This window comes from Nocardia sp. bgisy118, assembly GCF_057708605.1.
In genome coordinates this window covers 44,900-58,098 of the sequence record NZ_JBYISM010000013.1, presented here as the reverse complement: position 1 = coordinate 58,098, position 13,199 = coordinate 44,900, and the positions used below count along the sequence as shown (strand labels likewise).

The 13,199-nt window shown below is 69.6% G+C and carries 12 protein-coding genes; 5 read left to right on the top strand and 7 right to left on the bottom strand.

Annotated features, from left to right (window positions below):
- Positions 1 to 8 precede the first annotated feature (8 nt).
- The 3 genes from AC3EO7_RS17860 to AC3EO7_RS17850 all read right to left on the bottom strand — a co-directional run bounded on the left by AC3EO7_RS17860 (position 9) and on the right by AC3EO7_RS17850 (position 2,868).
- The gene (locus AC3EO7_RS17860; RefSeq protein WP_431969209.1) at positions 9 to 881 is read right to left on the bottom strand and encodes a haloalkane dehalogenase; all 873 of its coding nucleotides are present in this window, start codon (positions 879 to 881) and stop codon (positions 9 to 11) included.
- A 106-nt stretch (positions 882 to 987) separates the two neighbouring features.
- On the bottom strand, positions 988 to 1,875 hold the full coding sequence (locus AC3EO7_RS17855) for an RNA polymerase sigma factor (RefSeq protein WP_431969207.1): 888 nt from the start codon (positions 1,873 to 1,875) through the stop codon (positions 988 to 990).
- Positions 1,876 to 1,989: 114 nt separating this feature from the next.
- Positions 1,990 to 2,868, bottom strand: coding sequence for a haloalkane dehalogenase (locus AC3EO7_RS17850; RefSeq protein WP_435591798.1), 879 nt, complete (start codon positions 2,866 to 2,868; stop codon positions 1,990 to 1,992).
- 207 nt (positions 2,869 to 3,075) lie between these two features.
- Between AC3EO7_RS17850 and AC3EO7_RS17845 the strand changes: the two genes are divergently transcribed.
- Positions 3,076 to 4,275, top strand: a complete 1,200-nt coding sequence (locus AC3EO7_RS17845) for a winged helix-turn-helix domain-containing protein (protein ID WP_435591797.1) — start codon at positions 3,076 to 3,078, stop codon at positions 4,273 to 4,275.
- Between the two features lie 42 nt (positions 4,276 to 4,317).
- Here AC3EO7_RS17845 and AC3EO7_RS17840 read toward each other — a convergent pair whose 3' ends face one another.
- Entirely contained in the window at positions 4,318 to 4,758 is a 441-nt protein-coding gene (locus AC3EO7_RS17840; protein WP_431969201.1) for a toxin-antitoxin system HicB family antitoxin, read from the bottom strand.
- Between the two features lie 148 nt (positions 4,759 to 4,906).
- Between AC3EO7_RS17840 and dapA the strand changes: the two genes are divergently transcribed.
- Complete coding sequence (dapA, locus tag AC3EO7_RS17835; RefSeq protein WP_431969199.1) at positions 4,907 to 5,815, top strand: 4-hydroxy-tetrahydrodipicolinate synthase; 909 nt, start codon at positions 4,907 to 4,909, stop codon at positions 5,813 to 5,815.
- Between the two features lie 55 nt (positions 5,816 to 5,870).
- Positions 5,871 to 7,937 carry a ribonuclease J gene (locus AC3EO7_RS17830; protein WP_435591796.1) on the top strand — a complete coding sequence of 689 codons (2,067 nt, stop codon included), beginning with the start codon at positions 5,871 to 5,873 and terminating at the stop codon, positions 7,935 to 7,937.
- A gap of 56 nt (positions 7,938 to 7,993) precedes the next feature.
- Here AC3EO7_RS17830 and AC3EO7_RS17825 read toward each other — a convergent pair whose 3' ends face one another.
- Both AC3EO7_RS17825 and AC3EO7_RS17820 read right to left on the bottom strand, forming a co-directional pair.
- A complete protein-coding gene (locus AC3EO7_RS17825) occupies positions 7,994 to 8,545 on the bottom strand; it encodes a WKL family lipoprotein (protein ID WP_431969195.1) in 552 nt (183 codons plus the stop codon).
- Between the two features lie 60 nt (positions 8,546 to 8,605).
- Complete coding sequence (locus tag AC3EO7_RS17820; RefSeq protein ID WP_084501663.1) at positions 8,606 to 8,974, bottom strand: DUF4189 domain-containing protein; 369 nt, start codon at positions 8,972 to 8,974, stop codon at positions 8,606 to 8,608.
- A gap of 164 nt (positions 8,975 to 9,138) precedes the next feature.
- On the opposite strand from AC3EO7_RS17820, the gene AC3EO7_RS17815 reads away from it, so the two are divergent.
- Positions 9,139 to 9,762: a TIGR03085 family metal-binding protein gene (locus AC3EO7_RS17815; RefSeq protein WP_435591795.1), complete on the top strand. Its 624-nt coding sequence runs from the start codon at positions 9,139 to 9,141 to the stop codon at positions 9,760 to 9,762.
- 116 nt (positions 9,763 to 9,878) lie between these two features.
- Positions 9,879 to 12,446, top strand: a complete 2,568-nt coding sequence (locus AC3EO7_RS17810) for a DNA translocase FtsK (RefSeq protein WP_431969191.1) — start codon at positions 9,879 to 9,881, stop codon at positions 12,444 to 12,446.
- Between the two features lie 63 nt (positions 12,447 to 12,509).
- Here the strand turns inward: AC3EO7_RS17810 and AC3EO7_RS17805 are convergent, their stop codons facing one another.
- Positions 12,510 to 13,190 (bottom strand): GAP family protein, encoded by a 681-nt coding sequence (locus AC3EO7_RS17805; protein ID WP_431969189.1) that lies wholly within the window; start codon positions 13,188 to 13,190, stop codon positions 12,510 to 12,512.
- Positions 13,191 to 13,199 lie beyond the last annotated feature (9 nt).

Here is a 13,199-nt window from a genome sequence, read left to right as displayed (position 1 = left end):
TCTCTGTTTCACACCGCGGTCGGCTGCGCGGTCAGCGCGTGCCTGCGCAGCCAGTTCGCGACCGCCCGCCCGATGGCGTCGGGCTGGTCCTCCGGGCTGTGGTGGGCGCCCGGTCCGACCGACTCGACCTCGACGGCGGCGAAAGTCCGTGCCGCCCAGTCGATCACCTCCGGAGAACCGAGGCCGACCCCCGGCTCGACACGCATCAGCAGCTTGGGCACCTCCGGGCTCTCCGCCATCCAGCGTCCGTAGTCGCGGACCCGCTGGGCGACGTCGGCGGGCTCGCCGTCGAGGGGGAACTCCCTGGCCCACGCCAGCATCGGCTTGCGCGTGTCCGGGGTGGGGTAGGGCGCGCGGTAGGCGTCGAGATCGGCCTCGGTGAGTCCGGCGATGAGCTTGGGCAGGTTGTATTCGATGAACAGATTCTGTTCCAGCACGGCCTTTTCGCCCTCCGGCGAGCGGAAGGTGCGGAACATCTCGGCCGATCCCTGCGGCAGTTCGTCCCAGCGCGTCGGGCGCAGGAACGTCTCGATCAGCGCGATGCCGCCGACCCGGCCCGGGTGGCGGGCCGCGTAGTCCATCGCGAGCGTGCCGCCCCAGTCGTGGCCGACGACGACGAACCTATCGAGGCCGAGGGCGTCGAACCACGCGTCGAGGTACCGGGCGTGATCGTCGAGCCGGTAGGCGATGTCCGGCTTGCCCGAGGCGCCCATGCCGATGAGATCCGGTGCCAAGCACCGGGTCTGGTCGGCGACATGCGGAATCACGTTGCGCCACAGGTAGGACGACGTCGGGTTGCCGTGCAGGAAGACGACGGGGGTCTCACCCGACCCGGTGTCGTGGTAGTGGAGGTAGGAGTCGAGAACGTCGATGGTGGCCATGGGGGCGTCCTTTCCGGTGTTGTGCCCTGTCACTCCGGTTCGACACCGGATTTCGACGCCGTCCGACAACTCCGGTCTGTGATGTGCGCCACTGGACGCGGGGCGCTCAGGCCAGCAGCGGAAACTGCCCCGACCGTAACAGCGTCGCGATGGCGTCCATCCGTTCGCTGGGCGCGGCGTAATCCGGATGCCCGCGCAGGACCGCCGCGACGTCGTGCAGCCGGATCATCTGTTCCTCGGCCTCGAGCACCGTCCGACCGCCGGGGCTCACCGGATGGGTGGCGTACCGCGGCGCGGCCGGGTCGACGCGGCCGAGTGCGACCGCCTTCTCGACCCGCCGCGAGCAACGGCACGCCGCACGCGGGTCGGCCACACCGCACGCGGAGCTCAGGAACGCGCCGAGACGTTTCTTGGCGCGCTCCAATCGTTTTCGGTAGGCGGCCGGGGTGATGTCGAGAATCCACGCCGCGTCCGCCGAACCGAGTTCGAAGACCTGGCCGAGCACGAACGCGACACGCTCCTCGCGGGCCAGGCATTGCAGCATGCCCTGGCTGCAGTTGAGCCGGACCTCGCTGGACAGCAAGGCGGCCCTGGGCCCGCGGTAGTCCTCGGCGGCCAAGCCGTCGGTGAGTCCGGCGCCGAACTCCTCCAGGCTGAGCTCGTGTTGTTCCTGCGGCGACCGGGTCCGCAGGTTGATCAAGTAGTTGACGCCGATGCGGTACGCCCAGGTGAGCAGCTTCGCCTCGCCGCGGAAGGTGGCGAGACGGGTGACCGCGCGGATCAGGATCTCCTGGGTGGCGTCCTCCGCCTCGGCGGGTCGCCCCACCATCCGCAGGGCCAGCCGATACAGCGGATCCTGCAACATGCGAACGATGTCGGCGACCGCGTCCCGATCGCCGTCCACCGCGCGGGCGACCAACGCCGCCTCCGCGCGGCGGACGTCCGTCGCCGCCTCGTGGTCCGGATCGCCCGCCGTGGTGTCTGCACTGCTCATTCGGGCAATCTTCGCCAGCGCGCGGCGGTGTCGCAAGCGCGACGGTTCGGCGCGGGGCGACCGGGCCGACGGCCCGGCTCGGTCGCCCCGAACGACGCCACGGACGACAGGGATTCAGGCCCGCGCGACGGCCGGAACCAGCGCGCGCCTGCGCAGCCATTCCGACACCGCCGCGCCGATCTCGTCCGGCCGATCCTCCGGCGCGTGGTGCCCGGCGGGCGGGATCGACACCAGCTCGGTGTCGGCGAAAGTGGTTGCGGCCCAGCGCGCCGTCTCGGGCGAGCCGAGGCCGACGCCGTTCTCCAGCGCCATGATCAGCGTCGGGATACCCGGCGTCTCGGCCAGGTATCGGCCGTAGTTGTGCATGGTGGCGACCACGTCGGCGGGCTCGCCGCCCAGCGGGATCTCCCTCGGCCACGCCAGCAGCGGCTTGCGCGTGGCGGGCGTGGGGTAGGGCGCGCGATAGACGTCGTGGTCCTGCTGCGACAGGTTCGCGACGCCGTTCGGCAGATTGAACTCGATGAACATGTTCTCCTCCAACACCATTCGTTCGCCCTCGGCGCTGCGGAACTTGCGGAACAGCTCGGCGCCGAGCGGCGGCATCTCCTCCCATTCGAGCGGCCGCAAGAAGGTCTCGATCAGCGCGATGCCGCGCACCCGGCCCGGGTGCCGGGCGGCCCAGTCCATGCCGAGCGCGCCGCCCCAGTCGTGGCCGACCAGGACCACCTCGTCCAGGCCGAGCGCGTCGAACCAGGCGTCCAGGTAGCGGGCGTGGTCGACGAAGCGGTAGTCGATGTCGGGCTTGCCCGACGCTCCCATGCCGATGAGATCGGGGGCCAGCGCCCTGGCCTGATCGGCGACGTGCGGAATCACGTTGCGCCACAGGTACGACGAGGTCGGGTTGCCGTGCAGGAACACCACGGGCACGGAACCCGCGCCGGTACCGGTGTCGGTGTAGGAGATGAACGAATCGAGAACGTCGACGGTGGGCACGATGTTGCTCCCTCGGAATCGTGGGTGTGACGCGGTGCGCCACTCCCTTCGCTGCTGACACCTGTTTCGACACACCGCTCGGCCCCGCTGTGACCGGACGATGTGTGACGCTCGACACAGTGCGTCGCGGGGTCCGGACCTGCGGACGAGCCCGGCGCGGGAACATGCCGTCCGATTCGTGTCGGACCCCCGTGGCATTGTTCGGGTATGCGGAAGATGAGTGCGGCGGCCGCGCGGCGGACGGCCCTGGCCGCGCAGGGGTTCGGCAGGCGGCGCCCGGCGACCGTCACCCGGCGCACGGTGGCCGACATGCTCGCCAGAACACAACTGCTGCAACTCGATTCGGTGTCGGCGGTGGTGCGCGCGCACTACGCCCCGGTGTTCAGCAGGATCGGCGGCTACGATCGCGCGCTGCTCGACGAGTTCGCCTGGAGTCACAGCCCGAAGCGTCCGCGGCGGCTGGTCGAATACTGGGCGCACGAGGCCGCGCTCATCCCGGTAGAGGACTGGCCGCTGATGCGCTGGCGGATGGTGCAGTACCAGCACGGCCGCTGGTCGGGGATGCGTAAGGTGCTGGAACGGAATCCGACGCTGGGCAAGGACATCCTGGACGTGATCCGCGACGTGGGCGCCGCGACCGCCGGTGAGGTGGAACGGCATCTCGAGCTGGACAAGCCGCGGCCCAAGGGTTCCTGGTGGAACCTCAGCGACACCAAGATGATCTGCGAACAGCTCTTCGCCGCGGGCGAGCTCTCCGTCGACAAGCGCGTCGGCTTCACCCGGCACTACGACCTCGCCGAGCGGGTGATCCCGCCGGAAGTGTTGGCGCGCAACGTCTCCGAAGCGGACGCCTTGGTGGAACTGGTCCGCCACGCAGCCACCGCGCTCGGCATCGGCACCGAGACCGACCTGCGCGATTACTACCGGCTGCACCGTGCCCAGACCGAGCCCGCGATCGCGGCGCTGGTGGACGCGGGCGAACTCGAAGAGATCGAGGTCGCCGGGTGGGGCAAACCCGCCTACCTGTGGTCCGAGGCGGCCACGCCGCGGCGCGTCGAGGGCGTCGCGCTGCTGTGCCCGTTCGATCCGCTGGTCTTCTTCCGGCCGCGCACCGAGCGGATCTTCGACTTCCACTACCGCATCGAGATCTACACCCCCGAGCACAAGCGGGTGCACGGCTACTACGTCTTCCCCTTCCTGAAGGACGGGGAGCTGGTGGGCCGCGTCGACCTGCGCGCCGAACGCGCGCACGGGCGGCTGCTGGTGCCCGGCGCGTTCGCCGAACCGGGCCGCTGCGACGCGGAGACCGCGGCGGCGCTGCGCACGGCCCTGCGTGAGATGGCGGACTGGCTCGAACTCGACGATGTCGTGATCGGTGAACGCGGCGATCTGGCGGCGCTGCTGTAGTCGCCCGGATGTAGCAGGCCGGATCGGGTGCGGCGGCCGGTGTCAGATGTCGCGCTTGGGTCCGTGGCCCCGCATCTGGTCGCGCAGCGCACCGGACACCGCGTTGGACAACCACGAGTTCAGCGAGACCCCGTTGGCCGCGGCCGCCTCCTCGGCCTTCGCCTTCATCTGCTCGACGAGGCGCAGCGTGACCCGGCTGATGTCGCCGGTCATGTCCTCGATGGTCGGGTGCTCCTCGCCGGCGTTCCTGCGCACGTCCACCGTGGCGTCGGTGCCGTCCACCGAGACGCGCACGGTGCGGTCGGCCAGTTCCGCGCTGACCTCGGCGGCCAGCTCGGAGAGGGCCGCGAGCAGCACGAGCCGGGCCGAGGATTCGGTCGCCGCGGCCAAGGCGGCGGCGGTGGCCTGGGTCTTCTCGTCGCCGAGCGCTGCTGCCGCCACGAGGTTCTCGCGCAGCTGAGCGGTGTACTTGTTCAAATCCATGACACCATTATGACGTCGTTTTTGGCGTCATTCAAGGAAAAGATTGATGTCTTCGCGGCGTCGGTGGGAGGTGAATCACCCGGCCGGGCAGCCGGATCGCCGGTCAGGGTGTCGAGGGTGCTCCGGGGACCGGGTAGCCTTTCTGACCATGACGAACGGTGAATCGACGCCAACGGAGCTGCGCGCGTCCGGCACGGTAGGTGTCGCGATGGTGACCCCCTTCAGTGCCGACGGCAAGCTGGATGTCGATGCCGGGGTCGCGCTGGCGGCCCGTCTCGTCGACCGCGGCGTCGATCTGCTCGCGATCTCCGGTACCACCGGTGAGTCGCCGACCACCACCGAGTCGGAGAAGTTCGACCTGCTGCACGCCGTCGTCGACGCCGTGGGCGATCGCGCCACCGTGATCGCGGGTGCGGGCACCTACGACACCGCCCACTCCATCGAACTCGCGCGCAACGCGCAGCGGGCGGGCGCGCACGGTCTGCTCGTGGTGACGCCCTACTACTCGCGCCCGTCGCAGGAGGGCCTGATCGCGCACTTCACCGCGGTCGCCGATGCCACCGATCTGCCGGTCACCCTCTACGACATTCCGCCGCGCTCCATCATCCCGATCGGCCCCGACACGATTCGCAAGCTCGCCGAGCATCCGCGCATCGTCGCGGTCAAGGACGCCAAAGGCGACCTGAACGCGGGCGCCGACCTCATCGCCAGCACCGGGCTGGCCTGGTACTCCGGTGACGACAGCCTGAACCTGCCCTGGTTGTCCATCGGCGCCGTCGGATTCATCAGCGTCATCGGCCATCTCGTGCCCGAGCGCCTGCGCGAGCTGGTCGACGCCTATCAGGCGGGAGACGTGGCGCGAGCCCGTGACATCAACGCTCGACTCGTCCCGTTGAACCACGCGATGGCGCGCCTGGGCGGCGTCGCGATGACCAAGGGTGGGCTGCGCCTGCTCGGCGTCGACGTCGGCGAGCCGCGGTTGCCGCAGCTGATGCCGAGCGCCGACGCGCTGAACCGGCTCGCCGAGGACCTGCAGGCTGCGGGGGTCCTGGGATGAGCGACCGCAGTGATCTAGCCGTAGGCGCATCCGTCATCCGACAGGAGGTGTCGAAATGACCACTCCGCGCCGCCCCCGCCGCTCCGCGTCCCGTCCCGCGGGCGCTCCCGAACCCGCTCCCGTCGAACGGGAACGCACCGAAAAGCCCGCCGCCGAACCGGTCGCGGCGCAGCCCGAGGTCGCCGCGCAGCGGGAAGCCCCTGCGCAGCCCGAGGTCACCACCGCGCAGCCCGAGGTCGCGGCTCGGCCCGAAAAGGTCCAGCAGCCCGAGGTCGCCGAGTCCCCCCGCGCGGAGTCCGCACGAAAGTCGGACCGCACCAAGAAGGCTCAGGCTCAGCAGCCCGAACCCGCGCGGCAGAACGGTCAGGGCCGCCGCTCCGGCCGCGGTCGGCAAGGTCGCGGTCGCGGCGAACAGCCGCCCGCCAAGCCGCCCGTGGTGGCGGCGCAGGACCGGCTCGGCGCCCCGCCGAAGCTGCCCAAGAACGGTCTGCGCGTCTTCGCGCTGGGCGGCATCGGCGAAATCGGCCGCAACATGACCGTTTTCGAATACGACGGCAAGCTGCTCATCGTCGACTGCGGCGTGCTCTTCCCCGAGGATCAGCAGCCCGGCGTCGACCTGATCCTGCCCGACTTCCGGCCCATCGAGGACCGGATGGACGACGTCGTCGCGATCGTGCTCACCCACGGTCACGAGGACCACATCGGCGCGGTGCCGTTCCTGCTGCGCATGCGCGGTGACATCCCGGTCATCGGCGCCAAGTTCACCCTCGCGCTGGTCGCCGCGAAGTGCCGCGAGCACCGGCTGCACCCCAAGCTCATGGAGGTCGTCGAGGGCGAGACCACCATCCACGGTCCGTTCGAGTGCGAGTACTTCGCGGTCAACCACTCGATCCCGGACGCGATCGCGGTCGCCATCCGCACCCCGGCGGGCGTCGCGCTGCACACCGGCGACATCAAGCTGGACCAGCTGCCGCTGGACGGACGGCTCACCGACCTGGCCGGTTTCTCCCGGCTCGGCGACGAGGGCGTCGATCTGTTCCTGGTGGACTCCACCAACGCCGAGGTTCCCGGGTTCGTCACGCCGGAACGCGAGATCGGCGGCGTGCTGGACAACGTGATCGGCAAGGCGCGCAACCGGGTCATCGTGGCGTCCTTCGCCAGCCACGTGCACCGCATCCAGCAGGTCGTCGACGTGGCCCAGAAGTACGGCCGCCGTATCTGTTTCGTCGGTCGCTCGATGGTCCGCAACATGCAGATCGCCCAGGATCTGGGCTATCTGACGGTGCCCGACGGCGTCGTTGTCGACCTCGATGTCGCCGCGACCCTGCCCGGCGACCGCCTGGTGCTGATCTCGACCGGTTCGCAGGGCGAGCCGCTCTCGGCGCTGTCCCGGATGGCGCGCGGCGATCACCGGCAGATCCACATCCGCGCCGACGATCTGGTGGTGCTGGCCTCCTCGCTGATCCCCGGCAACGAGAACTCGGTGTTCGCCGTGGTCAACGGGCTGGCCAGGCTGGGCGCGACGGTCATCACCCAGCAGAACGCCAAGGTGCACGTCTCCGGCCACGCCTCCGCGGGCGAGCTGCTGTACCTGTACAACGCGGTGCGACCCACCAATGCCATGCCGGTGCACGGCGAATGGCGGCACCTGCGGGCCAACGCCGCGCTCGCGGTGGCCACCGGCGTCCCCGAGGACCGGGTGGTGCTCGCCGAGGACGGCGTGGTGGTCGACCTGGTGGACGGTATCGCGTCCATCGTCGGCCGGGTGCCGGTCGGCCACGTCTACGTGGACGGCCTGTCCGTCGGCGATGTCGGCGAGTCCACGCTGTCGGACCGCCTGGTGCTCGGCGAGGGCGGGTTCATCTCCATCACCGTCGCCATCGATGAGACCACCGGCAAGGCCGTGAGCACACCGGAGCTGAGCGGGCGCGGCTTCTCCGACGACCCGACCGCGCTGGCCGACGCCGCCGAACTCGTCGAGGCCGAGCTGCTGCGGTTGGCGGGCGAGGGCGTCACCGACATCCACCGCATCGCCCAGGGCGTGCGCCGGGTGGTCGGACGCTGGGTCGCCGAGACCTACCGCCGCCGTCCGATGATCGTGCCGACTGTCATCGGCGTCTGATCCGAAACGCGAAAAGCGCCGGAAGGCATTGCCTTCCGGCGCTTTTCGCTTTTCTGCTACTGAGCCTGGCAGGCCGCCGAGTCCAGCTTCGCCGAGCGCACGATGTTGCAGGTGAACTGGTGGGAGACCTTCCAGTCGCTGCCTTCGGCGACGAACTCGACGAACGCGTTCTCCACCGGCTGCCCGTCGATGGTGACCTTCGCGTCGGCCTTCAGCTTGCCGTCCTTCGGCTCCTGCACATTGGTGATCTGGACGGTCACCTTGTTGCGCTTGGCCGCGTCGACCAGCTTGTCGACCAGCTGCGGATCGCGCTCGGCGTCCTGGATCCAGCTGATCTTCTCCTCGGCGCTCACCGAGGGATCGAAGGCGCGGTTGATGCGCTCGTTGAGCAGCGAAGCGGCCGGCTTGGGCAGGTTCGGCGCCGTGGTGGTGGCGGGCGCCTTGCCGTCGACGGCCTTGTCCTCGTTCTTGCCTTCCTCGAACTTGCCTGCGGGCGAGGTGCTGGTGCCCGTGCTCGAGGAGTCACTGGTGGAGCTGCACGCGCCGAGCGCGAACGCCGAGGCGGTCAGCAGCACGGCGACCGCGGCCCGAATGGAGCGGTGTTTCACGATTTTCCCCTGGTGAAGTGGTGTCGCGGTCTCGGAGCGGACGACGCGACGGTGTCGGATTTACAGCGAGTAGCCCGAGGTGCAGCGCCAGTCGACGACCCAGCCGCCGGAGAGGCGGCTCAGCGCCGCGGCGCGGGCCTCGGAGTAGCTGGGCCGCGCCGACGCGCTCCAGCGCGTGTCGGAGCTGGCGAGCACGCCGCAGCCGTTGGTCCAGGAGACCAGGGTGGAGCAGCCGTAGCCGCAGACGTCGATCGCGGCGTCCTCGGCGGCGCTGTAGCTTCCGTAGTTGTTGGCGATGCCGTAGCTACCGTCGCTCGACACGGCGATCGCGCCGTAGTAGCCGTATCCGGCCTGCGCCGGTGCCGAGGTGGCCAGCATCGAACCGACCGTTGCCACGATGACCGCGGCAGCGGTGAAGAACTTCTTCAAGGTGAATCCCTTCGAACTGATAGGTCCACGACCCTATGGACCAGTGACAAGCTACCGAGCAACCATTCGGGAATCCAGTCCGGGCTTTCCTTTTCGGAATTGCGCGGGTCCGGACCACCGGCCGGTCATCATGGCGACCGCCCGGTATTCGATAGGGTTGGCACGTGAGCATGGCACAACGGGAACGTCAAGCGCTGGTGGCCGCGATGTCGTCGGCCGGTCCGGATGCGCCGACCCTCTGCGGCGCGTGGACCGTGCGAGATCTGGCGGCGCACTTGATCGTTCGGGAACGCCGCCCCGACGCCGCGCCGGGCATCCTGCTGAAACCGTTCGCCGGCTACCTCGAATCGGTGCAGGACCGCGTGGCGCGCAAGCCGTTTCCCGAACTGCTCGACCTGGTGCGGACCGGCCCGCCCTGGTGGTCGCCGCTGAAGCCGGTGGACGCGCTGGTCAACCTGAGCGAGATGTTCGTGCACCACGAGGATGTGCGCCGCGCCGGATTGGACTGGCAGCCGCGCGAACTCTCCGACGCCGACGAGTCCCAGCTGTGGAACCAGGTGCGACGGGTCGGCAAGATGGCCTACCGTGATTCGCCGGTGCCGGTGGTGCTGGCGACGCCCGACGGCCGCCGGGCGGAGGCGAAGTCGGCGCAGGGCGCCGCGGTGACGCTCACCGGTAAGCCTTCCGAACTCCTGCTGCACGCCTTCGGCCGCGACAAGGTCCGCATCGAGACCGCGGGCGACGAGGATGCCGTGCGCGCGGTGCTGGAACTCGACCGCTCCTTCTGAACCGACCCCTGTCCACCGCTCGAGCGGGGCCTTCGACTGTGATCCGCCGCGCTCGAGGCGGGCGATACGGGTGTTGCGGATGGTCTGGATGGGGCGTTTGCGGCTAGCCTGGGTCCATGGCAGGTAAGTCCCGCAGCACCACGACACCTCGTGCGCGGGCGGGATCGGCCCGGGGGAGGACCACCACGGCGCGATCTCGTTCCACCACACCCCGGGGTGGTTCCGCACCGCGCGGGCGCGCTACACCGGCCCGTAGACCCGTGCGCCGCACGTCCGACACCGCGCCGCTGGCCGTCATCAGCCGCGGCATCACCAGCGGCTGGAACATGCTGGCCCGTGGGCTCGGCGCCACCACCCGCACGCTCAGCCGGGCGGGCGAGATCGAACACGGTCACCGCCGCGACGGGGTCGCGCTCGCGCTGATCGCGCTGAGCGGCGTCATCGCGGCCGCAGTGTGGCTCTCGGCGGGCGGCCCGATCGGGCACTGGGTGGAAGAAGCGATCCGGGCGGTGTCCGGGTCCGCCTCGGCCGCACTGCCCTTCGTCGCGACCGGCATCGCGATCACCCTCATGCGCACCGAGCCGCACCCCGAGATCCGGCCGCGATTGGTGCTGGGCGGATTGCTGGTCGGTCTGCCGCTGCTGGGCATCTGGCATCTCGCCGCGGGCGCGCCCACCGACGCGCACGGCCGTTCGCGCGCCGCCGGTTTCGTCGGCTACGTGATCGGCGGGCCGCTGGCGAGCGGGCTCACCGCCTGGCTGGCCGTGCCGATCCTTTTGCTCGCCATCGTCTTCGGCGTGCTGCTGCTGACCGGGACCACAGTCAGGGAGGTCCCGCAGCGGCTGCGCGAATACTTCGGCACCGCGGCGGGCGGCGACGAGTACGGCGATCTCGAGCCGGAACGCGACTACGACCCCGCCAACTACGACGCCGACGGTTTCCCCGTGCACCGCACCGCCTCCCGGCGCCGCGGCCGCACCCCGGCCGAGAACTATCCGCCCGACGAGTTCGCCGGATCCGACGCGGTCACCGAATCGCTGGGCGAGCCGCCGCTGCGCGACGCCAAGCCCATCGCCGCGGAACCGCCGCCGGAACCGCCCAAGCCCAAGAAACGCCCGGCGCCGAAGGCACAGGATCAAACCCCGCCGCCGCCGAAGGAACCCGAGTTCGTCGCCGACCGGGTGATCGAGGGCGATTACTCGCTGCCGCCACTGACGCTGCTCACCGACGGTGAACCGCCCAAGAAGCGCAGCGCCGCCAACGAATCGATGATCGAGGCGATCACCGAGGTGCTCGTGCAGTTCAAGATCGACGCGGCGGTCACCGGATTCGTGCGCGGCCCGACGGTCACCCGGTACGAGGTGGAACTCGGTCCGGGCGTGAAGGTCGAGAAGATCACCGCGCTGGCGCGCAACATCGCCTACGCCGTCGCCACCGAGAACGTCCGGCTGCTCGCCCCGATCCCGGGCAAGTCCGCCGTCGGCATCGAGGTGCCCAACGCCGACCGTGAACTGGTGCGGCTGGCCGACGTGCTGAAAGCTCCGTCCACCCGAAACGACCACCACCCGTTGGTGATCGGTCTCGGCAAGAACATCGAGGGTGAATTCGTCTCCGCGAACTTGGCGAAGATGCCTCATCTGCTCGTTGCGGGTTCCACCGGATCAGGTAAGTCCAGCTTCGTCAACTCGATGCTGGTCTCGCTGCTGCAACGCGCCACGCCGGAGGAGGTCAGGATGATCCTGATCGACCCCAAGATGGTCGAACTCACCCCGTACGAGGGCATTCCGCACCTGATCACGCCCATCATCACCCAGCCGAAGAAGGCCGCCGCCGCGCTGGCCTGGCTGGTGGAGGAGATGGAGCAGCGCTACCAGGACATGCAGGCCAACAAGGTGCGCCACATCGACGACTTCAACAAGAAGGTGAAGTCCGGTGCGATCACCGCGCCGCTGGGCAGCGAGCGGGTCTACCGGCCCTACCCCTACATCCTCGCCATCGTCGACGAGCTCGCCGACCTGATGATGACGGCGCCGCGCGACGTGGAGGACGCGATCGTCCGCATCACCCAGAAGGCCCGCGCCGCGGGCATCCACCTGGTGCTGGCGACACAGCGTCCGTCGGTGGACGTGGTCACCGGTCTGATCAAGACCAACGTGCCGTCCCGCCTGGCGTTCGCGACCTCTTCGCTCACCGACTCCCGGGTCATCCTCGACCAGCCGGGCGCCGAGAAGCTGATAGGCATGGGCGACGGCCTGTTCCTGCCCATGGGCGCGGGCAAGCCCACCCGCTTGCAGGGCGCGTTCATCAGCGACGAGGAAATCCACGCCGTCGTCGACTTCGCCAAGAACCAGGCCGAACCCGAGTACCAGGAGGGCATCACCGCGGCCAAGGCCGGGGAGAAGAAAGACGTCGACCCCGATATCGGCGACGACCTCGACGTGCTACTCCAGGCCATCGAGCTGGTCGTCACGTCCCAGTTCGGCTCCACCTCCATGCTGCAACGCAAGCTGCGCGTCGGTTTCGCCAAGGCGGGCCGCCTGATGGACCTCATGGAGACTCGCGGCGTCGTCGGTCCCAGCGAAGGGTCCAAGGCCCGTGACGTGCTCGTCAAGCCCGACGAGCTGGAGGGGCTGCTGTGGTCTGTCCGCGGCGGCGGACCGGAGCCGGACGACGCCGACGAGTAGACGTACCTCCGCCCCGGTCGTGCGCGATCCGGAGACGGACTCCAAGCCGGCCGCGTCTACCGGTCACCACAGGTGTGTGTAGTGGACGATCGCGTCGGCGATCAGGGCCGCGCCCAAGAGCCCGAAGATGATTCGCACCGAGAGTGGACCGTATTCGGTCAGGACGCGGACGATCGTTCGATACACGCGGCGGGCTCGCGCGGTGCCGCGGACGGACAGGGCGAGAATCAGCAGCGGCGGCAGCAGCGCGACCGCGCAGTAGGCGATGATGATCAGCGGCCACAGCGTCGGTAGCGGGTCGTGCGCCGACAGCATGGCCAGACCCGCGAGATACGGCACCGCCGTCGGCGCCTGCGCGAAGCCGATCGCGACGCCGACCAGCGCCAGCACCCAGGGCCGTCGCCGAGCTTTGGTCGCCCACGCGGGCGGGTCACGGCGCGCGCCGGAAGGCAGCACGGAGAACAGCAGCAGCACCAGGCCCACCGCCAGTTCGCCCCAGTAGCGGATGGTCGGCGTCAGCTCGAAGCCGATCAGCGAGGTGAGCCAGTTGATGCCGAGCACGGCGCAGATCCCGAACGTGGTGGTCATCGCGAACACGCCCGCGACGAAACTCAGACCGCCGGGCAATGGTGACCGCCGCGCGAGCTTGCTGTCGTACACGATCGCCACCGTGACGCCGACGAGCAGCAGATCGAGCGAATCGAGAAAGGCGAAGCCGGTCAGCGCCAAGAGCAGAGTCACCATGACCACACC

Excerpts from the sequence above, each read along its gene's own strand:
- AC3EO7_RS17860 (WP_431969209.1), bottom strand. The coding sequence starts at position 881 with ATGGCCACCATCGACGTTCTCGACTCCTACCTCCACTACCACGACACC.
- AC3EO7_RS17855 (WP_431969207.1), bottom strand. The coding sequence starts at position 1,875 with ATGAGCAGTGCAGACACCACGGCGGGCGATCCGGACCACGAGGCGGCG.
- AC3EO7_RS17845 (WP_435591797.1), top strand. The coding sequence starts at position 3,076 with ATGCGGAAGATGAGTGCGGCGGCCGCGCGGCGGACGGCCCTGGCCGCG.
- AC3EO7_RS17840 (WP_431969201.1), bottom strand. The coding sequence starts at position 4,758 with ATGGATTTGAACAAGTACACCGCTCAGCTGCGCGAGAACCTCGTGGCG.
- dapA (WP_431969199.1), top strand. The coding sequence starts at position 4,907 with ATGACGAACGGTGAATCGACGCCAACGGAGCTGCGCGCGTCCGGCACG.
- AC3EO7_RS17830 (WP_435591796.1), top strand. The coding sequence starts at position 5,871 with ATGACCACTCCGCGCCGCCCCCGCCGCTCCGCGTCCCGTCCCGCGGGC.
- AC3EO7_RS17810 (WP_431969191.1), top strand. The coding sequence starts at position 9,879 with ATGGCAGGTAAGTCCCGCAGCACCACGACACCTCGTGCGCGGGCGGGA.
- AC3EO7_RS17805 (WP_431969189.1), bottom strand. The coding sequence starts at position 13,190 with ATGGTGACTCTGCTCTTGGCGCTGACCGGCTTCGCCTTTCTCGATTCG.